At 36.1% G+C, this 24975-nt stretch carries 24 protein-coding genes and 1 pseudogene; 22 read left to right on the forward strand and 3 right to left on the reverse strand.

Annotation, left to right across the window (positions count from 1 at the left end; all coding sequences use genetic code 11):
- Positions 1 to 233: 233 nt before the first annotated feature.
- From BLT_RS0101940 to BLT_RS0102010, 14 genes and pseudogenes are all read left to right on the forward strand, one after another.
- Positions 234 to 455: pseudogene (locus BLT_RS0101940) on the forward strand (Tn3 family transposase); the annotation flags it as partial.
- A gap of 400 nt (positions 456 to 855) precedes the next feature.
- Entirely contained in the window at positions 856 to 1620 is a 765-nt protein-coding gene (locus BLT_RS0101945; protein ID WP_017726140.1) for a tyrosine-protein phosphatase, read from the forward strand.
- A 686-nt stretch (positions 1621 to 2306) separates the two neighbouring features.
- Entirely contained in the window at positions 2307 to 2975 is a 669-nt protein-coding gene (locus BLT_RS0101955) for a sugar transferase (RefSeq protein ID WP_394295490.1), read from the forward strand.
- Positions 2976 to 2991: 16 nt separating this feature from the next.
- A complete protein-coding gene (locus BLT_RS0101960; RefSeq protein WP_017726143.1) occupies positions 2992 to 3915 on the forward strand; it encodes an NAD-dependent epimerase/dehydratase family protein in 924 nt (307 codons plus the stop codon).
- 40 nt (positions 3916 to 3955) lie between these two features.
- Positions 3956 to 4897, forward strand: coding sequence for a GDP-L-fucose synthase (fcl, locus tag BLT_RS0101965; RefSeq protein WP_026104936.1), 942 nt, complete (start codon positions 3956 to 3958; stop codon positions 4895 to 4897).
- A 21-nt stretch (positions 4898 to 4918) separates the two neighbouring features.
- Positions 4919 to 5974 (forward strand): GDP-mannose 4,6-dehydratase, encoded by a 1056-nt coding sequence (gmd, locus tag BLT_RS0101970; protein WP_017726145.1) that lies wholly within the window; start codon positions 4919 to 4921, stop codon positions 5972 to 5974.
- A gap of 98 nt (positions 5975 to 6072) precedes the next feature.
- The gene (locus BLT_RS0101975; protein WP_201764261.1) at positions 6073 to 7377 is read left to right on the forward strand and encodes a flippase; all 1305 of its coding nucleotides are present in this window, start codon (positions 6073 to 6075) and stop codon (positions 7375 to 7377) included.
- 51 nt (positions 7378 to 7428) lie between these two features.
- Positions 7429 to 8529 (forward strand): polysaccharide pyruvyl transferase family protein, encoded by a 1101-nt coding sequence (locus BLT_RS0101980; RefSeq protein ID WP_017726147.1) that lies wholly within the window; start codon positions 7429 to 7431, stop codon positions 8527 to 8529.
- Complete coding sequence (locus BLT_RS0101985; RefSeq protein ID WP_017726148.1) at positions 8530 to 9720, forward strand: glycosyltransferase family 9 protein; 1191 nt, start codon at positions 8530 to 8532, stop codon at positions 9718 to 9720.
- Positions 9698 to 10267 (forward strand): D-sedoheptulose-7-phosphate isomerase, encoded by a 570-nt coding sequence (locus BLT_RS0101990; protein ID WP_017726149.1) that lies wholly within the window; start codon positions 9698 to 9700, stop codon positions 10265 to 10267. The genes BLT_RS0101985 and BLT_RS0101990 overlap by 23 nt, the downstream gene beginning before the upstream one ends.
- Positions 10257 to 11711, forward strand: a complete 1455-nt coding sequence (gene rfaE1 / locus BLT_RS0101995; RefSeq protein WP_017726150.1) for a D-glycero-beta-D-manno-heptose-7-phosphate kinase — start codon at positions 10257 to 10259, stop codon at positions 11709 to 11711. Before BLT_RS0101990 ends, rfaE1 begins: the two co-directional genes overlap by 11 nt.
- A 15-nt stretch (positions 11712 to 11726) precedes the next feature.
- Complete coding sequence (locus tag BLT_RS0102000; RefSeq protein WP_017726151.1) at positions 11727 to 12254, forward strand: D-glycero-alpha-D-manno-heptose-1,7-bisphosphate 7-phosphatase; 528 nt, start codon at positions 11727 to 11729, stop codon at positions 12252 to 12254.
- Positions 12255 to 12359: 105 nt separating this feature from the next.
- Positions 12360 to 13133 carry a glycosyltransferase family 2 protein gene (locus tag BLT_RS0102005; RefSeq protein WP_017726152.1) on the forward strand — a complete coding sequence of 258 codons (774 nt, stop codon included), beginning with the start codon at positions 12360 to 12362 and terminating at the stop codon, positions 13131 to 13133.
- Complete coding sequence (locus BLT_RS0102010; RefSeq protein WP_017726153.1) at positions 13120 to 13593, forward strand: hypothetical protein; 474 nt, start codon at positions 13120 to 13122, stop codon at positions 13591 to 13593. The genes BLT_RS0102005 and BLT_RS0102010 overlap by 14 nt, the downstream gene beginning before the upstream one ends.
- A 42-nt stretch (positions 13594 to 13635) precedes the next feature.
- On the opposite strand, the gene istB is transcribed toward BLT_RS0102010, so the two are convergent.
- Both istB and istA read right to left on the reverse strand, forming a co-directional pair.
- The gene (gene istB / locus BLT_RS0102015; RefSeq protein ID WP_017726154.1) at positions 13636 to 14397 is read right to left on the reverse strand and encodes an IS21-like element helper ATPase IstB; all 762 of its coding nucleotides are present in this window, start codon (positions 14395 to 14397) and stop codon (positions 13636 to 13638) included.
- Positions 14397 to 15623, reverse strand: a complete 1227-nt coding sequence (istA, locus tag BLT_RS0102020; RefSeq protein WP_017726155.1) for an IS21 family transposase — start codon at positions 15621 to 15623, stop codon at positions 14397 to 14399. Before istA ends, istB begins: the two co-directional genes overlap by 1 nt.
- A 961-nt stretch (positions 15624 to 16584) precedes the next feature.
- Here istA and BLT_RS0102030 point away from each other — a divergent pair.
- The 4 genes from BLT_RS0102030 to BLT_RS24890 all read left to right on the forward strand — a co-directional run bounded on the left by BLT_RS0102030 (position 16585) and on the right by BLT_RS24890 (position 20485).
- Positions 16585 to 17709 carry a glycosyltransferase family 4 protein gene (locus BLT_RS0102030; protein WP_017726157.1) on the forward strand — a complete coding sequence of 375 codons (1125 nt, stop codon included), beginning with the start codon at positions 16585 to 16587 and terminating at the stop codon, positions 17707 to 17709.
- A gap of 10 nt (positions 17710 to 17719) precedes the next feature.
- Positions 17720 to 18472: a glycosyltransferase family 2 protein gene (locus BLT_RS0102035; protein ID WP_017726158.1), complete on the forward strand. Its 753-nt coding sequence runs from the start codon at positions 17720 to 17722 to the stop codon at positions 18470 to 18472.
- 18 nt (positions 18473 to 18490) lie between these two features.
- Positions 18491 to 19858 carry a sugar phosphate nucleotidyltransferase gene (locus tag BLT_RS0102040; RefSeq protein WP_017726159.1) on the forward strand — a complete coding sequence of 456 codons (1368 nt, stop codon included), beginning with the start codon at positions 18491 to 18493 and terminating at the stop codon, positions 19856 to 19858.
- 393 nt (positions 19859 to 20251) lie between these two features.
- Complete coding sequence (locus BLT_RS24890; RefSeq protein WP_017726161.1) at positions 20252 to 20485, forward strand: hypothetical protein; 234 nt, start codon at positions 20252 to 20254, stop codon at positions 20483 to 20485.
- Between the two features lie 309 nt (positions 20486 to 20794).
- Here BLT_RS24890 and BLT_RS21230 read toward each other — a convergent pair whose 3' ends face one another.
- Positions 20795 to 21403, reverse strand: a complete 609-nt coding sequence (locus tag BLT_RS21230) for a hypothetical protein (protein WP_051045209.1) — start codon at positions 21401 to 21403, stop codon at positions 20795 to 20797.
- Between the two features lie 119 nt (positions 21404 to 21522).
- Between BLT_RS21230 and BLT_RS0102060 the strand changes: the two genes are divergently transcribed.
- The 4 genes from BLT_RS0102060 to BLT_RS0102080 form a co-directional block, all read left to right on the forward strand.
- On the forward strand, positions 21523 to 21708 hold the full coding sequence (locus BLT_RS0102060) for a hypothetical protein (protein ID WP_152414257.1): 186 nt from the start codon (positions 21523 to 21525) through the stop codon (positions 21706 to 21708).
- A 183-nt stretch (positions 21709 to 21891) separates the two neighbouring features.
- Complete coding sequence (locus BLT_RS0102070; protein ID WP_017726164.1) at positions 21892 to 22389, forward strand: VanZ family protein; 498 nt, start codon at positions 21892 to 21894, stop codon at positions 22387 to 22389.
- 28 nt (positions 22390 to 22417) lie between these two features.
- The gene (locus BLT_RS0102075; RefSeq protein ID WP_017726165.1) at positions 22418 to 23164 is read left to right on the forward strand and encodes a hypothetical protein; all 747 of its coding nucleotides are present in this window, start codon (positions 22418 to 22420) and stop codon (positions 23162 to 23164) included.
- Positions 23165 to 23306: 142 nt separating this feature from the next.
- Positions 23307 to 24975 (forward strand): S-layer homology domain-containing protein (locus tag BLT_RS0102080; protein ID WP_026104937.1); only part of this gene is annotated, 1669 nt, incomplete at its 3' end.

The raw sequence follows: 24975 nt of genomic DNA on the forward strand, positions 1-24975 counted from the left end.
ATACTTTGCTTTCCGCGGGCGGCTGGTGAGCCTCCTTGTGCTTTTCGCACTGTAGGGTCTCAGCCTTGTCTTTGATTCCGCAGGAGTCTACGTCTATTTCCTCCGCTAAGGTTGTGTATTGTTCGCATTTTCAATCATACACGTTCGTTATGTCCCAGCCTCTTTTTGTTTCCTTTAGCTTCTCGCAAGGTGTGAGAGATTGGCTAGAGTTCATATTATTTCCCATTTTCAAACTAGCAAGGGCTTTATTCTTTGGCAAACGTGGGGAATTACGTGAAAAAGGTATACACCAGCAATTACAACGAGCGAGTGCACTTAATATTTTAATAAATGCTGTAGGTGTATGGAAAACAGTTTATTTATCAGAGGCTATTAAAGTGCAAAAAATGAACGGTACTTTTCAAGAAGATTTAATTCCTCATGTATCACCGTTAGCATGGGAGCATATCAAACTTAAACACAAAGAAAGGGTTAAGAGAGTTACGTACTTAATATGAAATAATAAGCTGGTTTTCATAACCTTCGAGTAATGAAAACCGGCTTTTTACTACCGAATATTGTCTTATTGTATCTTCTCCGCTTTTTTCTGCAAAGAACCCATGCTGATTTATGCGGGAAAGGAGAATATTGATATTTTAATAAAAAATAGTTGTTGTTGCATATATGAGAACGGAAATGAATAATGTCGAAATATATAGAAAGAAAATTTCAATATATAGAACAAAAGATGAAATAATGTAAAAAAATGGCTGGAAATGACCTGTGAAATTTGGTAGAGTAAAGTTAATTAAATGGAAAAATGTTTTTCAACTTCCATCAAGATGTAAGATTTATAGGATAAAAGGATTGAAAATCATGATCGACATACATAGTCATATTCTTTGGGACATGGATGACGGTCCACGTCGTCTTGAGGATGCAATCGCCATGGCAAAACAGGCGCAGGAACAAGGAATCTACGCCATGATTGCAACCCCTCACCATATGAACGGATCTTATGAAAACAAGAAAGAAGAGATTCTCCAAGCGGTCGAGGCCATGAATACAGAGCTTCGTGCCCGCAAGCTAGATGTGAACATTGTTCCCGGACAAGAGGTACGGATGACAAGTAGCTTGCTAGAAGATTTGAAAAAAGGAGACATTCTTACCTTAAATAAGGGAAACCACTTGCTTGTGGAATTTCCCTCAAGTGAAGTTCCAAGCTACGCCAATCGGATGCTGTATGACCTGCAGCTAGCAGGCATCACACCAATCATCGCCCACCCTGAACGGAACCAGGAAATCCTCCAGCATCCAGACAAGCTCTACGAACTCGTCAATGCAGGGGGGATGTCCCAGATTACCGCTTCAAGCATAACAGGACGCTTCGGCAAAAAAATCAAAAAATTCGCAGAACAGCTCATTGAACATCAGCTGACTCACTTTGTTGCGTCCGATACGCATAACATCAGCAACCGACCGAACGAGCTTGGTCTTGCTTTTGAGATGATCACGGATGCCTTCGATCAAAACACAGTGTACGTGATCCAAGAAAACGCAGAATCTCTTATTTATGGGGAAGAAATCTACGTCGACCCACCAAGTCGAATCAAGCAAAAAAAATTCTTCGGTATTTTTTAAAGCACCACCCTTACTTTCAACTACATATCCAAACGAGACGTCATGGATGAACGATCAGGCAATGTCTCCTCGCCTATATCGAGGGGGGCACTCGATCATGCTGTGGGTTACAGCAAACCTTAGGCGCGTCCGTCGCCAAAGGCATGGTGTGAGGGGAGGTTTGATGCCTCAATTTTTGTATTTAAAAAGAGCTTTAACCTATGGCTCTCAAGGATGAGAGGTGGAGTTTAGGGCTTTTGATTTAAAGCAAACAGTCGTGAAACATGTTTTTTTGTTTGGGAATTGGAGTGAAGTAAGAGAGAACAGAAAAGAGGAACGCTTTTTTTGTTGTTTGAATGCGAGGGTTAATGAATAGAGATCACATCCGTTTCGCTTATTGTAGTTTGGGCAATAGCGGAACGGGAAGTGATAAAGAACGAAAATCAATCGTGTAACTTATCAATGCTTAGAGACAGTTGTTCAACGCTTATTGTTTCAAAACTAAGCGGTTAAAAGCTGTCTTTTGCTTTGTGCAACTATCGAACATACATTCCTATTTCTACCTAAATAGAGAGGAAAAATATACGAGTCCTACTTGTAGTTTTATTTCCGATTTATGACATGGTTAGGTTGGGACTAAAAATTTAAAAAGGAAGGCTAGCAGATGCCTCAATATTGAAACTATCAGGACTGAGGTGAAAGATTTGATCATTCCCAAAAAACAAAGCAGCCTTTATGACGAATATGCCGTAACAATTGATACAGGATTCAATAAAGGGCAATCGATTTTTCCTTTTGGTGCCTACCAATTTATTAAAAGATTCTATGACATTATGTTTGCTTTAATCGGCCTTATTTTCGCTTTTCCTATATTAATGACTTTTTGTTTAGCAATAAAGCTTGAAACACCCGGTTCTGCTTTTTTTTATCAAGAAAGAGTTGGCTTAAATGGGCGCTACTTTCGTGTCATCAAGCTTAGGTCGATGGGAATTCATGCTGAAAAAAACGGTGCACAATGGGCAGAAAAAAATGACCCCCGCGTAACAAAGGTAGGAGCATTTATCCGAAAAACAAGAATTGACGAAATTCCACAGCTTATCAATGTCTTAAAAGGGGACATGAGTTTAGTTGGCCCTCGCCCTGAACGACCAATGTTTACTGCCCAATTTAATGAAGAAATTCCTGGGTTTGTCCAACGCTTAGCTGTGAAACCGGGCATCACTGGGTGGGCTCAAGTAAATGGCGGATATGATATCACACCTAAAGAGAAGCTAGAGCTAGATATGGAATACATACGAAAGCAAAGCATTCGCTTTGATTTAAAAATCTTATTATACACAGTCAAAGTCGTTCTGACCGGAAACGGAGCAAGATAATAGGAAGGTGATTAAGGTGGAGAGGGTTTTAGTAACCGGTGGGTGTGGTTTTATTGGTTCCCATATTGTAGACAAATTAATTGAAAAAGGCTATGAGGTCGGTGTCGTCGATAATCTTTCAACAGGGAAACTCGAAAACATTACAGATAAAAATGTGTCATTTTACGACTGTGATATTGTCACTCACGAGCTTCAAGACGTTGTTGCTGATTTCGATCCAGCTTTCATCATTCATCAAGCTGCCCAAGCAAGTGTCCCCGTTTCGATTAACGACATTCTACTAGATGCTGATGTGAATATAAGAGGCTCAATCAATTTAATCGATGCAGCTAGAAAAAATAACGTTGAGAAGATTGTATTTGCATCATCAGCCGCTGTGTATGGAGAACCAAAATATTTACCAATCGACGAGAATCATCCAATTAACCCTCAATCTCCATATGGTCTATCTAAACATACAATCGAACAATACTTGAAAATGGCCAATCACCTTTATGACATTGACTATACGATTCTTCGTTACAGTAACGTATACGGCCCACGCCAAGATGCCAAAGGTGAAGGTGGGGTTGTTGCGATTTTTGCAGACAAACTGAGTCGAGGAGAAAATCCGATTATCTATGGAGATGGAAAACAGACGAGAGATTTTGTCTATGTAGAGGATGTTGCAGTAGCCAATGTTGCAGCATTACATAGCGGCTCAAAAAAAGTGTTAAATATCTCCTGTTCAACCAAAATAACGATCAAAGAGCTATTAAATAAAATGACAGACTTAGCAGAGACGGACATTGAAGCAATCTATGAAAAAGAGCGAGAAGGAGATATTCGCTCCAGCATTCTTGAAAATGCAGAAACAATAAAACAATTGCAGTGGGCACCTAAAACATCGATTCAGTTAGGGTTGGAACAATTGATGGGGAAGGTGCTTATTCAGTCGTAAATAGATAAAAGATGCATGACTTTTGAAGGGAGCTTCTGCTTTGGAGAGACATAACAAAATTTACGTGGCTGGCCATAGAGGGTTAGTTGGTTCTGCCTTAAAACGTGAACTAGAGAAACAAGGATATAACAATATTGTGGTGCGGACGAGTGAAGAGTTAGATTTACGAGATCAAAAGCAGGTTGAGTCATTTTTTAAAGTGGAAAAACCTGAATATGTCTTTTTAGCAGCGGCAAAAGTAGGAGGTATTCAAGCGAACAATAAATATCCAGCTGATTTTATCTATGATAATTTAGCGATACAAAATAACATTATCCATCAATCTTACATAGGAGGAGTAAAAAAACTGCTTTTTCTAGGTAGCTCTTGCATTTATCCGAAGTTTTCAAAGCAACCAATGAAAGAAGAGTATTTGTTAAAAGGTGAATTAGAACCGACAAATGAGCCATATGCGATTGCAAAAATTGCCGGAATAAAGATGTGCCAATCATATAATCGCCAGTATGGTACTCAATTTATTTCTGTCATGCCTACTAATTTATACGGGGAAAACGACAACTTTGATTTAAATAACTCGCACGTACTACCTGCACTTATCAGAAAATTTCATGAAGCGAAAGTAGAAAATAATCCATCGGTAGAAATTTGGGGGACTGGATTACCAAAAAGAGAATTTCTTCATGCTGATGATTTAGCGAATGCATGTGTTTATTTAATGAATACTTATCATGGTAATGAGTTTGTAAATATCGGTACCGGTACAGATATAACGATTAAAGAACTTGCCTTAACGATTAAAGAGGTGGTCGGCTTTGAGGGGGAACTCACTTTTGATGAATCAAAGCCTGATGGTACCCCACGAAAGCTATTAGACGTATCGACATTAAAAAAACTTGGCTGGAAAGCAACAATCGATTTAAAAACAGGAATTCAACAGACCTACGCTTGGTTTTTAAACTCTTATGAATCCATTCGAAAATAGAAAAAAGGAGCAGTTATCGCCATGAAAAAAGCTTTTATAACTGGAGTCACAGGACAAGATGGCGCATATTTATCGGAATTATTACTAGAAAAAGGGTATAAGGTTCATGGCCTTCAAAGACGCTCATCATCCGATAACACCGATCGAATCAAACACTTATACAAAGACGATTATCAAAAAAATAAGAATTTTTATCTTCATTATGGAGATTTAACTGACTCAACTAACTTAATACGTATCATTCAAGAGATTCAACCTGATGAAATTTACAACTTAGCAGCGCAAAGCCATGTACAAGTATCCTTTGAGACCCCTGAATATACAGCGAATGCAGACGCTATCGGAACCCTACGAATCCTTGAAGCAATTCGAATTTTAGGTTTAGCAAAAAAGACTAAGTTCTATCAAGCATCAACCAGTGAATTGTATGGTCTTGTACAAGAAACACCACAAAAGGAAACAACACCTTTTTACCCGCGTAGCCCCTATGCAGCCGCTAAGTTATATGCATATTGGATTACCGTAAATTATCGGGAAGCATATAACATCTATGCATGTAATGGGATTCTTTTTAATCATGAATCACCTTTAAGAGGAGAAACATTTGTAACAAGAAAGATAACAAAAGCAGTTGCAGCCATTAAAAATGGCACTCAAGAGAAGTTGTACCTAGGAAATCTTGATGCAAAGCGTGACTGGGGATTTGCAAAGGACTATGTTGAGGCCATGTGGCTAATGTTGCAGCAAGAGAAACCAGAAGATTTCGTTATCGCGACAGGTGAAGCACATACGGTTCGTTCATTTGTAGAACTAGCCTTTCAATGTGTAGGAATTGAAATTGAATGGCAAGGTGAAAGCATTAATGAAAAAGGAATAAACAAAGAAAACGGTAACGTTCTAGTTGAAGTGGATGAGCGTTACTTTAGGCCGACTGAAGTAGACTTATTACTTGGTGACCCAACAAAAGCAGTTAAGCAACTAGGGTGGAAGCCGAACGTCGGATTAGAAGAATTGGCTAAGATGATGGTGGAGGCAGACTTGAAAGAAGAAGTTAGTGAGACGAGTGTAAAGACATAAGAGACGAGATAAGAAAAAACAGGATGGGATTATAATTAATGAAGTCTTTACTGTATAAAGTCATTCCTTCACTTCTCTTAAAACGAATAGAAGGAAGCGTGAATTTACAAAAAATAATTTCAAATACAGGTTGGCTATTCTTTGATCGAATTTTTCGTATGGGAATAGGTCTATTTGTTGGTGTATGGATCGCAAGGTTTTTAGGACCAGAGCAATTTGGTCTGTTAAGTTATGCGCAAGCTTTTGTAGCACTATTTGGAGCATTTGCGAAATTAGGCCTTGATGGGATAGTTGTTCGTAATATAGTTAGAGAACCTGATAAAAAAGACCAAATTTTAGGAACTACATTCATATTAAAACTATTTGGTGGATTAGTAGCATTAATAATTACTGGATTTATTATTTATTTTATAAGGCCAGGTGACATCTTTACATTATGGTTAATCTTAATTATAGCAACTGGTACTTTATTTCAAGCTTTTGATTCTATAGATTTTTGGTTTCAGTCACAAGTGATATCAAAATACACTGTTTATGCAAAAAGTGTAGCTTTTTCCACTATTTCTATACTGAAAATTATTTTAATTTTGCTTGATTCTACTCTTATTTTTTTCGCACTTGCTGCACTTTTTGAAATTATCTTTGGAAGTATATTGTTGGTAGCTGCGTATAGATACAAAGGTTTTAATATTTTTGATTGGAAGTTTCAATTTACTACAGCTAAAACTCTTTTAAAAGATAGTTGGCCTTTAGTATTATCTGGGACAATGGTTATGGTTTATATGAAAATAGACCAAATAATGTTAGGTCAGATAATTGATGATAGGGCAGTTGGGTTGTATACAGCTGCAACACGAATATCTGAAGTGTGGTATTTCATTCCTATGGCGATTGTAGCTTCAGCAGCACCAGTATTAACTAAGTTGAAAAAAGACGGGAATGAAGAAAAATATTATCAAAGTTTAGAAAAGCTATTTAATATAATGTTAATCTTAGGTTTAGCAATTGCTCTACCTATGACACTTATGTCAGGTGCTGTAATAGATTTGTTATATGGAAAGGAATTTGCACCTTCATCAGCGGTATTATCTATTCATATATGGGCAGCAATTTTTGTTTTTTTAGGTGTGGTTAGAGGACCGTGGTTACTAAATGAGGGGTTAATGAAATTTGCTCTTATTACAACTGTACTAGGTGCAGTAGTTAATATAATTTTAAACATGATTGTAATTCCTATATATGGAATTACGGGAGCTGCATGGACAACTCTTTTTTCTCAATTTGTAGCTTCATATCTCGGCAATCTATTAAGTCCTAAAACAAGAATAATCTTTTTAATGCAAACAAGAGCAATAACTTTATTATTTTTGTCTAAGAGACTTTCCAATAAAGAAAATAGTTAAACAACAAAAAAATGTATTACAACCCAATAATAGATTTAAGGATGGAGAAAAATGAAAATTTCTATAATTACTACCGTAAATCATAATATAGGAGATGATTTTGTAAGAGAAGGAATAGTTTATTTGTTAAATAAACACTATAAAAGCAAAAAGTTGAGTTTTGTAAATATCCATAAACATTCCCCAATAACATCAAGAGATGGTTTTGAAAAGGTTAGGAGTAATAGGATTGGTGCAATAATTGACAGATTTTTACCTCTAGCAATCACTAGTGATAAGATTCTAAAATCAGATTTAGTTGTACAAAGTGGTGCACCTGTTTATTGGAGTCATGATGGGGGACCGCATTGTTCTGAAAATGAGTGGTATACACCCCTCATAAGAAGACGTTATTCAAAACTGAGTGCTCATGTTCCACTACTTAATTTAGCTGCAGGGTCCTGTCAAAAATATCATAGTGATGGCAGTGATTTTTTATACACTAAAGATATTGAATATGTTAAAGAATTTGAATCAATTACAAGTGTTACTACATTAAGAGATAGCTTATCGAAGAAAATATTAAATAATATTGGTTTAGATGCACCTGTTATACCTTGTTCTTCAATATTTGCTAAGGATAATTTAAATATAACTCAAAACAATAGTGATTATGTAGCTTTAAATTTCATGAAAAATGGTGCGCATTTTACTTTTGGACAAAAAATTGACTCTGTGAAATGGTGGAAAACGTTTAAGGAGTTCTATGAACACATTAAAAATAAAGAAAATTGCGTATTTGTTTGTCATAACAACAAAGAAGTCGAAGAAGCCAAAAAAATTGATTCTAATGCCCAAATTTTTATCTCAAATAATTATATTGATTACGTTAAGTTCTATTCGAAAGCTAAATTTGGAATAATGAATAGAGTGCATGGAGCCTTTATGATTGCAAGTTTTGGAAGACCTTCGTTTGTTATAGGAAATGATTCTAGGGCAGTAATGGCTGAAGAGATCGGATTAAAGCATGGGTTTGTTGCTGATATGACTATTGAAGGTTTAGTTAATGAATATGAATATTTAAAAGAAGGTGCAGATAATTTTGTTGAAAGGTTTCAAGAAATTAAAGAGAAAGCATTTAACGATTATATGAAAGCATTAGGAGAGATATAATTGTATTCTTTAAAAAGCAAAATTTGGTCAATAGTTTTATTATTGACTGATTCATTGATTTCTTTGTTTTATAAGCAAAAAGTTAGCGGGGCTAAAGATATACAAAAAGTTTTAATAATTAGGTTGGATGCAATTGGTGATTCTATTATTTGGTTAGATTCAGCTAAGGAATTTCGTAAATTATACCCATCTAGCCATTATGAACTTACCTTACTATGCAATCAAGTTTGGCTTCCGATTGCTAAACAGCTCCCATATTTTGATAATGTTTTGTCATTACATAAAAAGAAGTTTCATCGGAATTTAGTTTATCGTAGTAAAATTTTTAAAAAAATAATATCAAGTAATTTTGATATAGGTATACACCCGACGTTTTCAAGAGAATTTCACTACGGAGATTCTCTTATTAGAATTTGTAAAGCAAAACAAAGGATTGGATCTATCGGAAATATGTCTAATATTACTCACTTTTTAAAGGGAATAAGTGACAAATGGTATACAAAATTAATATCTTCTAATTCTGAGCCACTAATGGAACTTGATAGAAATACAGAGTTTATGAGAGGGTTAGGGTTGGAGAATTTTCAGAGTTCTATTCCTGTTTGGCCTATTAAAATTGACTATCATAAACCTACCACAAATAATTATTTTGTAATTTTCCCAGGAGCGAGTAATAAAAAAAGAGCTTGGCCATCAAAATATTTTTCAGAAATAATAGAAAAACTTCAGCTGAGAACCGGATGGACGGCTGTTATTTGCGGTGGACCTGGGGAAGAGGATATAGGTAAGGAAATTAAATGCCACTCTAAAGAAAATACAGTAATTTTAGATTTAATTGGAAAAACAACAATCATAGAGCTTGGTGAAGTTATTAGAAACTCAAAGCTGTTAATTGGAAATGAAACAAGTGCAATACATTTAGCAGCTGCCGTTAAAGTTCCATCTGTTTGTATATTAGGTGGCGGACACTACGGTCGATTTATTCCTTATAGTATAGACGATTATTTTACTCCTAAGGCCGTTATTAACAAGATGAATTGTTTTAATTGTAATTGGCATTGCACACATGAAAAGTATAATAAATCAATTTGGCCGTGTATAAGTAATGTAACAATAAATGAAGTTTGGAAAGAGGTATTAAGAATAATTGAGAAAGGGGAGGATAGGCATGAAAATAAATCAAATGTTTGATGAGCATATTTTAATAATTGAAAAGATTAAAGAAACGTATAGAAAAGAAATAGTAGAGATAATAAAAGTTTGCCAAGAGGCGCTTATTGGAAATAAAACAATTTATTTTATGGGTAATGGTGGTAGTGCAGCTGATAGTCAACATCTTGCTGCAGAGTTTGTAGGAAGGTTTAAACAAGAAAGGAAAGGTATGTCAGCTATTGCCTTGACTACTGATACTTCTGTTATAACAGCTATAGGTAATGACTATGGATTTGATAATATTTTTAAAAGGCAGATAGAAGCACTTATCAAAAAAAATGATATTATTTTCTCGTTATCAACCTCAGGAAATAGTAATAATGTTTTAAATGCAGTAGTTACTGGAAAAGAATTGGGTGCAAAAGTTATTGGATTGTTGGGAAAAGACGGTGGAACAATAAAAAACTATTGTGATGTCAGTGTTATTGTACCCTCAGAGGACACTGCAAGGATTCAGGAGGTTCATATATTAATTGGTCACATTATTTGTGAAATTATAGAAGAGGAATTGAAGAATGCTGAATAATAAATTATCGCTAGCAGAGTACTTGTCAAAAGATCTACAGAAACTAAAAGTATTGGTTATTGGCGACATAATGTTAGATATTTATTATCAGGGTGATGTAAATAGAGTATCTCCTGAAGCTCCAGTTCCTGTTGTGAGCATCAACCAAATCAATAAGAATCTTGGGGGTGCTGCAAATGTAGCTACAAACCTTAAAGGTCTTGGTTGTCAGGTGGAAATAATCGGTTTAATTGGAAATGATAATGCAGGCGAGGATGTTTGTAAGTTATTAAGTGAAAATAATATAAATCATAATTTGGTAAAAGAGGAAGGTAAGCAAACAACTACAAAAACAAGGGTTGTAGGAGGACACCAACAAATAGTCAGGTTTGATCATGAGAGTATTTCATTTGATGCTAAAGCAAGTCTAAGGTTAAAGAAAGTAATAAAAAGAAGTTTAGAGACCAATAATCCTGATAGTGTGATTATATCAGACTATGCCAAAGGAGTTTGCTCTATAGAAATTTGCAGTTTTATTATAGAAAGTTGTTATAAAAAAAACATACCAGTGGTAGTAGATCCAAAAGGAACAGATTGGCAGAAGTACAGTGGGGCTTATATGGTAACCCCGAATCTAAATGAACTATCTGAAGTATTAGGTGAGAAAATTGAAAATGTTGACACAATTGTTAGTAATGTTGCTTATAGAATAAAGAATAAGTTTACCATAAATAATATAGTAGTAACTCGTTCTGAAAAAGGTATAACTTTAGTCTGTGAAAAAGAAGTTCTTCATGATATTGCAAAAGCTAGGGAAGTTTATGATGTTTCTGGAGCTGGAGATACAGTTATAGCTACTTTAGCAGCATTTATAAATAAGAGGGATTTAAAAAGCGCTATAAAGGTTGCAAATATTGCAGCAGGAATTGTAGTAGGCAAGCCTGGTACTGTAGCTATAAACAAAACTGATTTATTAAAAGAACTTAATAATCGTTATAAGAATATATCGGATAATAAAATTAAAAAATTAGAAAAGATGATACAAGTAATTAAAGAATGGAGAAATAATGGAGAAGAAGTTGTTTTTACTAATGGTTGCTTTGATATTCTACATTCTGGACATATTAGCTATTTAGAAAAAGCGCGACAATTAGGTGATCGTTTAATTATCGGTCTTAACTCTGATGATTCTGTTAAGAGATTAAAAGGGATTACTAGACCCATTAATAACGAAAATGATCGAGCTAAATTACTCGCAGCATTAGAGTTTGTCGACGGAATTATCATTTTTGAAGAGAATACTCCTAAGAATTTAATTAAAGAAATTTCTCCAGATATACTGGTTAAAGGTGGAGATTATAAAATTAATGAAATTGTGGGTAGAGAATTTGCTAAGAGAGTAGAAGTTATACCATTTCTTGAAGGGTACTCTACTACGAATATAATTGAGAAAATTTTAATTTAAAAAGGAGCCTTTTGATTGAGACCTGCTGTATTTTTAGATCGTGATGGAGTTTTGAATATTGATTATGGTTACGTTTATAAAACAAAAGACTTTAAATGGGTAAAAGGTGCTAAAACAGCTATCAAACAATTAAAAAAATTAGGATATTACATTTTTGTTGTTACTAATCAAAGTGGTGTGGCTAGGGGCTATTATAAAGAAAAAGAGGTAATTGCTTTACATAAATATATAAATAACCAATTACTACAAAATAACGCTTGGATAGATAAATTTTACTATTGTCCTCATCACCCCAACGCAACTATAGAAAAATACCGAGTAACTTGCAAATGCAGAAAACCAGAATCGGGAATGATAGAAAAGGCAATTTTTGAATGGGAAATTGACATAAAAAACTCGTTCCTTATTGGGGACAATAGGAGCGATAGTGTTGCTGCTGAAAATTTAGGGATTAATGGATATTTATTTACACAAGGAAATTTATTAGAGTTTGTAAATAGTGTTTTAAAAAACTTTCAAGAAAATAATTCATTTAAAATTTAAATAGAATTTATTAATAAACGATAAAGTTGACCAAGAGCGTTATTCTCATCATTCTTAACAGGTCTGTGTAAAAATTAGAAATGTTTTCTGATTGAAGGGAGATTTATGACAAATACTGAACAACCATTAGTAAGCATTATAACGGTTTGCTTTAACAGCCAGGATACAATTGAAGATACCATACTAAGCGTTATAAATCAAACTTATGAGAATATTGAATATATTATAATTGATGGGGGTTCTACCGATGGAACCATAGATATTATAAAAAAATATGAAGGTAGAATAAGTAAATATATAAGTGAGCCTGATCAAGGAATTTATGATGCGATGAATAAAGGAATTAACTTAAGTAAAGGTAAATTGATCCATATCCTTAATTCTGATGATAGATACTACAATGATAAAATCGTTGAAAGTATAATAAAAGTTTATTTGCAAAATAAAAATGTGGATATATTTCACGGTCAAATTTTGAAAAAATATAAGAGATTTGATTCGATTAAGAAGGTTAAGCATCCATTAGCAATGTTAAAAAAAACAATGGTTTTGTATCATCCTTCTTTTTTTGTAAATAGGAAAGCGTATGAAAGGTATGGGAAGTTTAAAAGTGATGTATTTAAAATATCTGCTGATTATGAGTGGACTTTAAGATGTTACTGTAATAATGCTTTTTTTTACTCAATAGATATATTATTGGTTGAAATGAATGATGGAGGAATATCATCAAATAATATGTTGAATATTATAAAAGAAGACTATATAGCTAGAAAATTAAATGAGATTAATTATTTTTACAATATGGCATTTTCTATAAGAAGGCTTTTATATTTAATTTTAGAAAAGTTAAGGAATGTAGTAGTTAATGGTAAACGTTAAAAAGTTTATTGGTTTAGCAATAGGGGCATATTTTTTTCTAGCAGTCTTTTATCAATATTCAAATTTTCAAAGAGCTCTTGGCACTATACCTTTATCAACAATAATTACTAGTTTTTTAGTATTGGTATTAATATTCTATCATATGCGTAAAGAGCATATTAGTATTGGGTATAACGATAAATTATTACTTATCGGTATGTTTCTACCTCTTTATTTATCATTAATTTCAGTATTAATTACAATTTTTACTATGGACTTACAGTATCAAAAATATGTATGGGATTCTATGCTAAGTAGAGTCCTTAATTTAACCTTACTAGGACTTTTCTTCATATTAACTAGAAGTTATCTATATTCAATAAGTGATAATCAAAAGTTAAAATTATTAAATTATTATCTAGGAGGAATTTATTTTTTAATTGCTATTGGTTTATGGCAATGGTTGTCAACAACGGATTGAAATTCCCTCTTTTCAACGGTCCCAAATTCCCTTTTATCACCGTTAAATTTGGACTGGTGCTATTCCAGCTTTTTGCTTCTCACGAAGCCTATACGAATCGCCCTTTACATTAAATGTGGTTGCGTGATGAAGTAAGCGGTCTAAAATAGCGGTTGCTAACACTTCATCTCCAAATATTTTTCCCCAGTCAAGGAACGACTTATTGGAAGTAATAAGTATTGCTCCTCTTTTATCATATCTTTTTGAGATAACTTGAAATAAGATATTCGCACTAAGTTCGTCAAAAGGGAAATAGCCTAATTCATCTAAAATTAATAGATCTGGGCGGCTCCAACGTTTGATGACACGATTTATTAAACCTGCTTTGTCCGCTTTCTTACACTCATTGATAAAGTCATCTGCTCGAATAAAAAGGGCGGAATACCCTTTGATAATGGCTTCCATTGAAAAGGCGACAGATAAATGAGTTTTCCCAACTCCTGGTGGCCCTAAAAGTAAAACATTTTCTCCATTCTCAATAAACCGACAGGTTAAAACCTCTTTCACCCTTTTCTCACTAATGCTTGGTTGGAACTCAAAGTCAAATTCATGAATCGTCTTTTGGAAGGGAAGCTTCGCTTTAAGGATCCTTTTTTCTAGGGCTAACGAATCTCTTTTTTCCATTTCATTTAATAGAATAGTGTTAAGAAACTCAGAATATGGTACATTATCTTTAGATGCATCTTCTAAAAGACCATCAATTTGGTCAGCTGTATGGTGCCATCCCATTTGTGATAGTCGTTCGATTAGAAGTTGAGTAGACATTATGTTTCGCTCCCTTCTAATTGTTCATACACTTGAAGAGAACGTTGTTCTACTTCAAGCTCATTGGGTTGATGGAGACGGGTCGCCAAACCTTTTTGTGTCTCTTTCAACCCTTTATAATGTTCTAGATTCATATGCATTTCTGTTTTTCCATAGAGAATAGGGTGTTTAGCGATACATTCGTATTCGTCATATACTTCTATATGATGATCGAGTGTTTCTTTTATTTTCACTGATTTCCCTACAAACCGGTACGGAACAGAATAACGTTTACCTCTGTATGAGATAAAGGAATCTCGACTCACTTCTCGTATTTCCCACTTAGCTATCGGGAAGACAGGCTTCAAATTACTTGTTTTTAAATATTTCGTTTCGAGATTAAAGCGTTTAAGTGGCGATTCATTCGTTGTGGCATTAGGCTTTAAGTTCGCTGTCTTATCCAGCCATTTCCTTACGTTTTCATTAAGTGCTTGAATGGTCGGCTCATGCTTACGCTGCATAAAATTCTTCTTTAAATATCCAACGACATTTTCTACTTTTCCTTTTGTTTGAGGGCGATGTGGTTTACATGCCTTCGGCACAATCCCATAATAAGCTAAGAAGTCTTCAAACTTTTGATTAAACCGAATTTCAATGGGGGAGTGCTTGATAACCGCAGTTTTCATATTGTCATAAAGAATTTGTTCAGGAACTCCATTAAAATAAGCAAAGGCATTCATATGACATTTCATTAATGTTTCTAAATCCATGCTTGTTGTAAATTCTACATACTTCATACGAGAATAACCAAGTACCATGACAAAGGCATAAACCTCTTTCTCCAACCCATCCACTAAATATTTACCCACATACCCCCAATCCATCTGAGCTTGTTTTCCAGGAGGTGTTTCAAACCGCAAGGTTGCCTGCTTCTTAGGATTAACACGATGTGGTTTTACAAACTCTCTTAATATCGTTAATTTCCCTTGGTAACCTAATGATTGAATTTCATCAAATAATACTTCGCAATTGGTTGTCCCTTCTTTTATTCTTTCAAAGATGTATGACTTATAGGGATCTAATTTACTTGTTCGTCCTTCTCCAGGTTTCTTTTCAGGCAATGTATCGAGCTTTATATATTTTCGTATTGTTTTTGGATCAAAGCCTGTCTCCTCTGAAATCGCCTTGATTGTCCATCCTTTCTGATACAGTTCTCTAATCATGAAAAATTCCCCAATCTTGACCATAGTTTCGCCACTCCGTTAGTGTTTTGTTTTGAAACTATTGTCCGTTATTTTAGGGGAATTTGAAACCGTTGTTATTAGGGATTTTATCACCGATGCTTACAATCATTAAATTTTAATCTTAATTTACCTATATTCTTTGAAATAGATAGTCGAAGTCACTTGTATGGGTTGAGGACTGAAAACTTTTCTTTTACAAATAGGTTAACTTCCCTAACTGATGAACCAACGTACCTAGTTCCTTATATCATAGATGGTCTTATAATTGGAGCAATTCTTCAAAAGAAACTTTTAAAATATATAATTTTTATATTTATTCCGGCCTCCTTTATTTTAATATTTACTTTTTCTGTGGCTGGGTTTATTAATGCTTTAATTGTTGTAATAATCACATTATTAATAATGGTAAAGATATTTAAAAAGAAACAAAATGATATTGTATATAAATTTATTAGTTTTACGATACTGACTTTGCTTACTGTCAGTTTAATAATATTAGTCTCAGATATTAATTATCGTACTATTTTTGCGCCGATAATTGATAGGAGTGATACGTTATTTGATGTAAATACATCTACACGTGCACATCAGATGATAATGCCACTCTATTGGATAAACGAATCATCTATATTAAATTTTTTATTTGGACATGGACCTGGCTCTTTTTATTATTTACATTTGACAAAAGACGGGTTATATGGAGCTTTTCAAGCTTCTTCAAGTAATATCATTACTGACTTCATATATGAGTATGGGACTATAGGTATACTGATTTTTTTTACTATGTTTTTTAAATTATTAAGAAATTGCTTACAAAACTTAAGAAATCGATATGAAATAGGCGCATTGATATTGTTTTCACACTTATTGATAAGTTCAATGTACAGAACAGATTTTTCTACTCCTAGATTCTGGATTTTGTTTATTATAATAACATTATTGATGGAAATAGGAGGGAGATATAATGAAAAATATAACAAAAATTTGTATTTTAGCTCCGGTTCATATTTATGATGATGTTAGAGTTTTTCAGAAAGAAGCAATTACATTAGTAAATGAAGGGTATGAGGTTGTATTATTTGCTAGGGCTGAACAAGAAATTCGACGTAAGGGTATACATGTAATACCAGTTCCAAAATATAGGAATAGGTTGGAAAGGTTTATTATACAACCGCAATTAATGTTATCTGTTTTAAAAAAATCCCCTGATATAATACATATTCATAACCCTGATACATTGATTATGGGTTTTATTTTTAAAGCTTTAGGAAAGAAAGTAATTTATGATACTCACGAAGATTTTTCAAAAAGGCTTTTAATGAGACAATGGATACCTAAATATTTTCGTAAGCTATTATCAAAATTAGTATCTTTCATAGAAAGAATTTGTACATTATTTTTTGATGAAGTTATAGTAACCCAGAAGAAAGTTGCAGAGAGATTAGGTTCTAAAACTGTTATTATTGAGAATGCACCAATCACAAAAGGTACTTTAATAAAGCGTTCGCTAGAATTGAGCAAAAATATCGCACGCGGGGATGAACTCCGGCTTATTTACGCTGGGAAAATAGGAGAAGCAAGAGGTTTATATCAAACAATTGAACTCTTAGAGGAGTTGAATAAAAAAATAGACGCCCGGCTGTGGTTGTTAGGTTCAGAAAGTGAAGATAATTCTATTGAAAAGGCAAAGAGTCTCACAGGATGGAAATATGTGGATTACTTTGGGGTGCAGTCGCAAGAAAAAGCATTTGCTTATATAAATAAAGCGGATATAGGACTAATAACTATTCTTGATATAGGAGACCATTCACAGACTAGCCCAAATAAAATATATGAATACCAATTATTTGGCATTCCATTTATAGCAAGTAATTTCCAAGAGTGGAGAACAAGAATGGAAAAGGTTAATTCAGGATACTTTGTTAACCCTGGTAATATAGGGGAAATGAAAGAAAAAATACTACACCTATATCATAATCCTAAACAAAGAAAAACTATGGGAAGCAATGGTCAAAAATTTATTATAGAAAACTACAATTGGGAGATTGAATCCAAAAAATTAATTGAGATATATAAAAATATAGTTTGATGGTGAGTATATGAACTCAAAAAAAATTAGTATAATAACTCCTACTTATAATTCAAGTCAATTTATACATATAACAATAAAATCCATAAAAAAGCAAACATTAGATAACTGGGAATTAATAATTGTTGATGACAATTCTATTGATGAGACGTATAGTATTTTGAAAAGTATTACTCAAATCGACAGTAGGATTAAGCATATTTTATTGAATAAAAACTCAGGTGCTGCAGTTGCAAGAAATACAGCATTAAAGCACGCAAAAGGTAAATACATTGCATTTCTTGATAGCGACGACCTTTGGCATCCAGAAAAATTAAAAAAACAAGTAGAGTTTATGGAAAAAAATAATTATGCGTTTACTTATACAAATTATGACATTATTGATGAACATGGAAATGCGACAGGTAGAATTGTTCGTCCTCCTGCTTCAATGAATTATAATGATTTGTTGAAGAATACATCAATTGGTTGTTTAACAGTAATGCTTAATAAAGATATCTTAGGTGAAATAGAAATGCCTAATATTAGAGCTGGACAGGATACAGCTTGTTGGCTCTCCATTTTAAAAAAAGGATATACAGCATATCGGTTAGATGAAGTGTTAGCTTCTTATCGAACAGTAAGAGGTTCGATATCTAGTAATAAAGTAAAAGCTCTTAAACGCACATGGAGAATTTATAGGGAAGTTGAAAAAATAAATTTACTTAAATCTTCTTGGTATTTCTCTCATTATGTCTATAATGCAATCAAAAAGCGAGTTTAGGAAAAGAGGTGTTACAACATGAAAACAATCCTTCTCTCTGGTGGTTCTGGAAAGCGTTTATGGCCTTTATCTAACGATGCAAGGTCAAAACAATTTTTGAAAATATTGGAAAACGAAAAAGGCGACTATGTTTCAATGGTCCAGCGTGTATGGAGTCAGCTAGAATCTGTCAATCTAGCTGACTCTTCTATTATTGCAACGAGCCAAACGCAAGTGGATATGATTGAAAGCCAAATTGGACAGGATGTTCCATTAATTGTGGAACCCCAACGAAGAGATACGTTTCCTGCTATTGCCTTAGCAGCAACGTATCTCTATTCAGTTGAAGAGATCCCTTTCGATGAGGTCGTAACGGTTTTGCCCGTTGATCCTTATGTAGAGGATGCTTTTTTTGAACGGATGAAAGAAATTGAAACATTGATCAAGACTTCAGATACGGAAATTGCACTTGTTGGGGTAGAGCCGACCTATCCATCTTCTAAATATGGGTATATGATTCCTCAAGATTTAAATCATAACTCCTATATTATTGAAGTAAGTCATTTTAAAGAAAAGCCTTCTGAAGAAGAAGCGGAGCTTTTGATTGAGCAAGGTGCTTTATGGAATACAGGCGTATTTGGTTTTAAGCTTGAATACCTTATCTCTCTACTTGCTGATAAAGGTTTACCTATTCATTATTACGAATTATTAAATCAGTATGGAAAGCTTGAGAAAATTAGCTTTGATTACGAAGTTGTGGAAAAAGCGAAGAACATTAAGGCACTGATCTATAAAGGATATTGGAAAGACCTTGGAACGTGGAATACGTTGACAGAGGAAATGGCAACTAATCAAATTGGTCGAGGGATTATTAGTCCTGATTCTAACAATACGCACTTGGTAAATGAGCTCGACATTCCGGTTGCTGTTCTTGGCATGACGGATACGGTTGTTGCAGTAAGTGCTGATGGAATCCTTGTGACAGAAAAAAGTGCGAGCCCACGGATTAAAGAGCTAATGAAAGACCATGCTCAACGTCCGATGTTTGAGGAGAGAAGATGGGGTTGGTACCATGTTCTAGACCATGCTAAGTATGAAAATGGTCTAGAAGTATTAACGAAACGAATTAGTGTAAAAGCAGGAAAAAACCTTAGTTATCAACGTCATCAGAAGCGAAGTGAAGTGTGGACCATTGTTAAAGGGTTTGGTGAGTTTGTTTTGGAGGATGAAGTTTCAATTGTCAAGGCAGGCGATGTTTTGCAAATTCCATTAGGTGCAAAACACGGGATAAAAGCACGAAGCGAACTAGAATTTATAGAAGTTCAAACCGGTACTGATCTCGTTGAAGGTGATATTGAGCGTATTTTTATGACATGGGAAGAGGTTGAAGAGCATTGCATGGCGTGATTTAACATTTAAACTTTTTGTATTTAGTAGGTTACTAGAGAGCATTGATATAGAAGTCCGAAAAGCCATTATCCTTGCCAGCAAGGCTCGGTCATGAGATTGCCTGTGCGAGCCGTTTGCAGTTCTATTAGGAGATGATATTGTCCAATATGAAAAGCCGTGTTTAAAGCAAATGATTTCGGTATTTGATCGCTATCATTCTTCTGTTTTAGGAGTATAGTTTGTACCAGATGAAACAGTATCAAAATATGGCATCATGGCAGCGAAAGGAAAGGAGATTGAGCGTGGTGGTATTCAAGCTGATTCACTTGTTGAAAAGTTTTCTCTTGGAGAGGTCCCATCTAGTTTAGCGATCATAGGGAGATATGTGCTTCGTCCTGAAATTTTCCGATATTGACAGACCTTGAACCTGGATTGGGGAATGAAATTCAGCTAACAAATGTCCTCGTTAAGCTAAATCAACAGCAAGCGGTTCTCGCTTATAAATTTAAAGGTGTTCGCTATGACGTTGGTGATAAGTTAGGATTTATTCAAGCGACGTTTGATTTTGCGTTAAATAGAGAGGTTTACTTGATGGTGTACAGCCTCTATTTAGAGCGAGTGTTGAGTCAAGAATTTGCAAAGTAACTACTTGAAAATTTACTGTCACTCCCAACAATTTATCAATAGTATTTAAATCACCAAGAGGAAAACAGACACAGCATATTAAGAGCAGTTCTCTTTTCTATGGAAAGTGAGAGGAGCGTTTATCTCAACAACCGCTCCCCCCACTGAGTATTCTTTGCCACCATCCTCCGCTTCTCGGCGGCGAGCATTCCAGCTACCGTCCTGTAGAAATATTGAGTAGAGCTTGTTCGGATCTTATTTTGCTTGTAGCGGTAGACGGTTTCTTTGAAGGCTTGGATGATGATAGGTAGGTGTTCGTCAATGGGACCGTCAAATTTCATTGAGCTGTGGACGATGGTGGCACGGTCCCATAGCTTGCAGATTTCTTTTGCTTTCGACAAAGGATGCTGGCACATAGGCTGGGACGAAGCTGGCATCGAGTGCTTCGATGGTAGGTGGACGAAGATCTTGCTTGGGCTTTTTAGTTTTCAGTAATCTAGCTTCGGCTGCTTTTTTGCTTGGTTGAGCTGTTGTCTGGTCTTGTTTTTGCGGGGGCTTGCGCTCTGTCAATTGGTCTTGATTCGCTCCGTCAAAGCGGTGAAAGATGTAGACGTTGTGTGAGTAGCCGCCTTTTTCTCGGATCGTGTGGTGGATCGTGAAGATGCCAAAGGCTTTGGCTTTTCGAAGCATTCGTTCAAAGGTAGAGCGGGAGATCCCGCCTTTCTCTGAGTGTGAGGCTTGTACAAGCTTGCTAATGCGGGCATTGCAAACGCCGTATTTTTTGACGCTGTATTGAATCAGTTTTTCAAAGGCGATCCTTTCTCCTTTCGTAAAACGTTCGCAAAAATACTCTAATGCTTGGGAAATTGATTGATTAAATTCTTTGACGGAGTTGAACTCACTTAGATGGGCAAATTGTTCAATGCTTCCAGATTTCATGGGTGCTGCCTCCTTTTCAACGTTCCTTCATTTTTTATATAGGCTTTTATGAAAGGAATAGGTGAGGCGAAGTGGTGAAAGAGAGGGATATTTTTTGGATAAGAGGAGATGAGCTGCATATGAGTGACAGTGTGCATTCAAGAGGTCAGGCAACCTCTGCTTTACTAGAGCTAATGAAGCTAGTGAAGGAGCTGGAGGGGCAAGACGTTTCGACACAGGAGGCCTTAGCGTTCATTGAGGAAGAATGGAAGCGGCGACCTGAATTGCGGGGGGAAGGGTCCGTAAAAAAGAGCGTTTGCAATTGAGTGCAAATTCTTCTTTTTTATGTGCTTGTCACTCCTCGGAATTTGGCGAAGTAACGGGAGAACAGCAAATTACGGACAAAAATGAAAGTCAAAAGCTTGTTCATAAATGATCCGATTATAGGTTTTATTACTAGTTTTTGTTAGAATGATAAGGGGTAAGATTTTAAAAGTTAAGGTGATGCTTTGAAAAAATTAAAAGTCCTTGTGAGTGCAGCGCTCCTGCTTGGTTGGGCGTCTTTGATCTTTTTTGCCTCTTCTCAGCCTTATACAGACCAGGATTTGCGGCCGATGCTTGGGGATTTTAATCTTGCGTGGGTTGAGCGCTTCTTTGGTTGGGTTTCTTTTACGTATTCGAGCTCTGTGATTAGTGTTGAGACAAGAGGGGCTGCAGGGTTTGTAGAGTTTTTCATTCGAAAAGGGACCCATGTCGTTGTGTTCTTTGTCCTCGGGTTTTTGGTGATGGTGTTGTTAGGCTTTACTCGAATGAGGCTGCGAACAAGTGCTGTTCTTGCTTTTATCTGTGTCGCACTTTTTGCCGCAATCGATGAATACCGTCATTTGATTCATCCAGGACGAACGGGGCTAATTGAGGATGTCATTTTGGATTGCATTGGAGGGGCGATGGGGATTGCGGTCGTCGTCTTTTGGCAGAGACATAGACAGAGAAAAGAAGGGGCTTAAGAAAAGGATGGATGCAAGGAGGTAGGTTATGGACATGAAAAAAGGGATTGTGATTGGTTCAATCGCGCTTATTGCGGTTCTTCTTATTGTTGGGAATCTCGTATTCCAGCAGCGTGTAGAAGAGACAAGGCAAGTGGGGGATGGAATGAATGAGCAGGCTGAGGGTGGAGGAAGCTCAACCGCTGTCAATGAAGATGAAGAGAGCGAAGGTGCGTTTGGGGTCGATGAAGAAGGCTTGAGTACGAGTGGTCGAGTCTATGCGGAATCGAATCAAACAAGGGAAGAAGAACGTTCGGTTTCTGCAAGTGAGAGTAGAAGCCAGGGGGGATCGAGTGCGTCTGAATTTGGAACTTCAACCTCAAATGCAAGTGAGACAAGCTCTTCAAATCGAGAGTCGAACGGATCATCTGGAAACAAGCAAACTTCCGAAAACAATAACGGAAAAAGCTTATCTGAAATCCGTCAAAAGTACGTGGGGATTTTTCAGCAAATGGAGTTTCAGCAGAGTGGGAAGGTTAATCGTTTAATTGCCGAGGCGGAGAATGAAGTGCTTCGCTACGGTTTAGAGAATGTTGACACGAGTAAATACCGTTCTCGTGCACAGGCACTTGAAGCGAGTGCAGATGCTGAATTTTATAGAGAGCTGGATAAGCTGAAACAAGAGTTGCGAGCAAATGGACATAGTGAAGGCGCAGCGCTAGAGTTTCAACAAATGTACGAACAAAGAAAAGAAACACGACGACAAGAATTAGAAGCGAGAGCAAGTGGATATTAACGCCACTTGCTCTTTCTGTTGTTGGGTTTATAGAAATATTGATAACGTTCTGCTAATCTAATGCTATATTATAAAAAGATTAAATCATTACATAGTCACTAGGTTAGTAGAAATTTATCAATATTTTATGAGGTGATAAGAAGTGAAAAAATTTCCTTTCAGTAAGAAAGCAGTAAATGTGATGCTTGCAACGGCACTTGTTGCAACACCTCTTGCTGTGACTGTTCCGGTTGCGGACAGTGTTGCTGTTGCCGAGCAACAAACGCTGAAGAGTGCGATTGATGATCGGTTGACACAGGAGAATGTAAACACAACCGCAGTGCAACTGAGTAAAGATCTAGCATCCTTGACGTTAGCAACAACGAAAGCAGAGCTAGAGGAGGCGATCACAACCTTGCAATCCGAAACAAATGAAGCGGCGATCGCAGCTGTGTTTGGTGCAGGGACAACGTCAGATGATTTAATCGAAGCCGTTGCGCTGACGTTTCAATCCATTCAATCATTACACAGAGATAAGTCAAAAGATGAGTTTAGCAGTTACGTAGTACGTGTAGGCTATGAAGCTTTTGGAAGAGAAGCAATTAATGAAGCTATTTCTAAACATCCTAACGAAGTAGGAAGCTTAAATACACGTATGCAAAATAGTATTGGGATCGGTTTTACTGGTTTATTTACTGTTCTTATTGATTTAGAAGAAGCGATTGGAACATTTGATTTAGCAGCCAAACAAGATTTTGCAGAAGCCATGTTTGATGTTCAAAAAGCAACGCCGCTTCCAACAAAGCCGACGAAAGCGAACCTTGTTGATTTTGTTTCAAGCGTTTATGGCAAGCTTTCACCAGATACAATTGATGTAATCAATACTGGTAAAACGAATTTAGATAATTTAAGAGAAGATCAGTGGGAAAATATTTTAGGAGTATCAGTGTCTGTTCCAACACCGCCACCAGCTCCAGGTCCAGCGCCAGGACCGGCGCCAGGACCGTCCCCAACACCAGACCCTGATCCAGACCCAACTCCAGGCCCTGTTGAACCAATTCCTATTAATGATGCAATCGAAGTAGAGATTGATGGAGATCGAGCAATTCATCGTGTAAATGCTGAGACGTTTGCTGAAATCATTCATAATGCTGAGCAAGTGGAGCGTGTCATGCTAACTATCACAAAGGATGAAGGGCAAACGGGTGAGCTTGTTATACCAACTGCTGCAATTGAAGCACTTGCAGAAGTGAACGCAAATGCGGTTGTTGATGTGACGACAGATGAAGGGAGTATTAGCCTTCCAGTAAGTGAGCTTCGTGATGAAGCGCTGCGTACACGATTAGGTGTGACCGAAGGCGATGTTGAGCTTTCGATTTCTGTAAATGCAGTGGCTGATTCAGCTGAGCGGGTTGCAGAGCTTGGTATTAATGCGAAATCATCGATTGTTGAGTTTTCTATTGTCGCTCGTTCTGGTGATGTGGAGGCTCCAGTGAACCGTTTTGTTCAATATCTTGAACGTGACCTCGTTCTTTCTGAAGACGTGAACCCGGATCGCACGGTTGTTGTTCGTGTCAATGCGGATGGAACGCTAACGGTTGTGCCGACGATTGTCCGTGACGGTCGTGTAACGTTCAAGAGCTTTACGAACAGCTACTATGTAGCGGTTGAGCGTGAAGCATCCTTTACCGATCTTCGTGATGACTACTGGGCGAAAGAGCAAATTGAGAAGCTAGCCGTTCGTGATATTTTCCAAGGTCGTCAGGATGGAACGGTAGCTCCAGGTGAGCCTGTCACTCGTGTGCAATTAGCCGTGTTAATTACACGTGCTC

Source organism: Halalkalibacterium ligniniphilum (genome assembly GCF_000334155.1).
Lineage (GTDB): Bacteria > Bacillota > Bacilli > Bacillales > Bacillaceae_D > Halalkalibacterium > Halalkalibacterium ligniniphilum.

Excerpts from the sequence above, each read along its gene's own strand:
- BLT_RS0101945 (WP_017726140.1), top strand. The coding sequence starts at position 856 with ATGATCGACATACATAGTCATATTCTTTGGGACATGGATGACGGTCCA.
- gmd (WP_017726145.1), top strand. The coding sequence starts at position 4,919 with ATGAAAAAAGCTTTTATAACTGGAGTCACAGGACAAGATGGCGCATAT.
- BLT_RS0101980 (WP_017726147.1), top strand. The coding sequence starts at position 7,429 with ATGAAAATTTCTATAATTACTACCGTAAATCATAATATAGGAGATGAT.
- BLT_RS0101990 (WP_017726149.1), top strand. The coding sequence starts at position 9,698 with ATGAAAATAAATCAAATGTTTGATGAGCATATTTTAATAATTGAAAAG.
- rfaE1 (WP_017726150.1), top strand. The coding sequence starts at position 10,257 with ATGCTGAATAATAAATTATCGCTAGCAGAGTACTTGTCAAAAGATCTA.
- BLT_RS0102005 (WP_017726152.1), top strand. The coding sequence starts at position 12,360 with ATGACAAATACTGAACAACCATTAGTAAGCATTATAACGGTTTGCTTT.
- BLT_RS0102010 (WP_017726153.1), top strand. The coding sequence starts at position 13,120 with ATGGTAAACGTTAAAAAGTTTATTGGTTTAGCAATAGGGGCATATTTT.
- istB (WP_017726154.1), bottom strand. The coding sequence starts at position 14,397 with ATGTCTACTCAACTTCTAATCGAACGACTATCACAAATGGGATGGCAC.
- istA (WP_017726155.1), bottom strand. The coding sequence starts at position 15,623 with ATGGTCAAGATTGGGGAATTTTTCATGATTAGAGAACTGTATCAGAAA.
- BLT_RS0102030 (WP_017726157.1), top strand. The coding sequence starts at position 16,585 with ATGAAAAATATAACAAAAATTTGTATTTTAGCTCCGGTTCATATTTAT.
- BLT_RS0102035 (WP_017726158.1), top strand. The coding sequence starts at position 17,720 with ATGAACTCAAAAAAAATTAGTATAATAACTCCTACTTATAATTCAAGT.
- BLT_RS0102040 (WP_017726159.1), top strand. The coding sequence starts at position 18,491 with ATGAAAACAATCCTTCTCTCTGGTGGTTCTGGAAAGCGTTTATGGCCT.
- BLT_RS21230 (WP_051045209.1), bottom strand. The coding sequence starts at position 21,403 with ATGAAATCTGGAAGCATTGAACAATTTGCCCATCTAAGTGAGTTCAAC.
- BLT_RS0102060 (WP_152414257.1), top strand. The coding sequence starts at position 21,523 with ATGAGTGACAGTGTGCATTCAAGAGGTCAGGCAACCTCTGCTTTACTA.
- BLT_RS0102075 (WP_017726165.1), top strand. The coding sequence starts at position 22,418 with ATGGACATGAAAAAAGGGATTGTGATTGGTTCAATCGCGCTTATTGCG.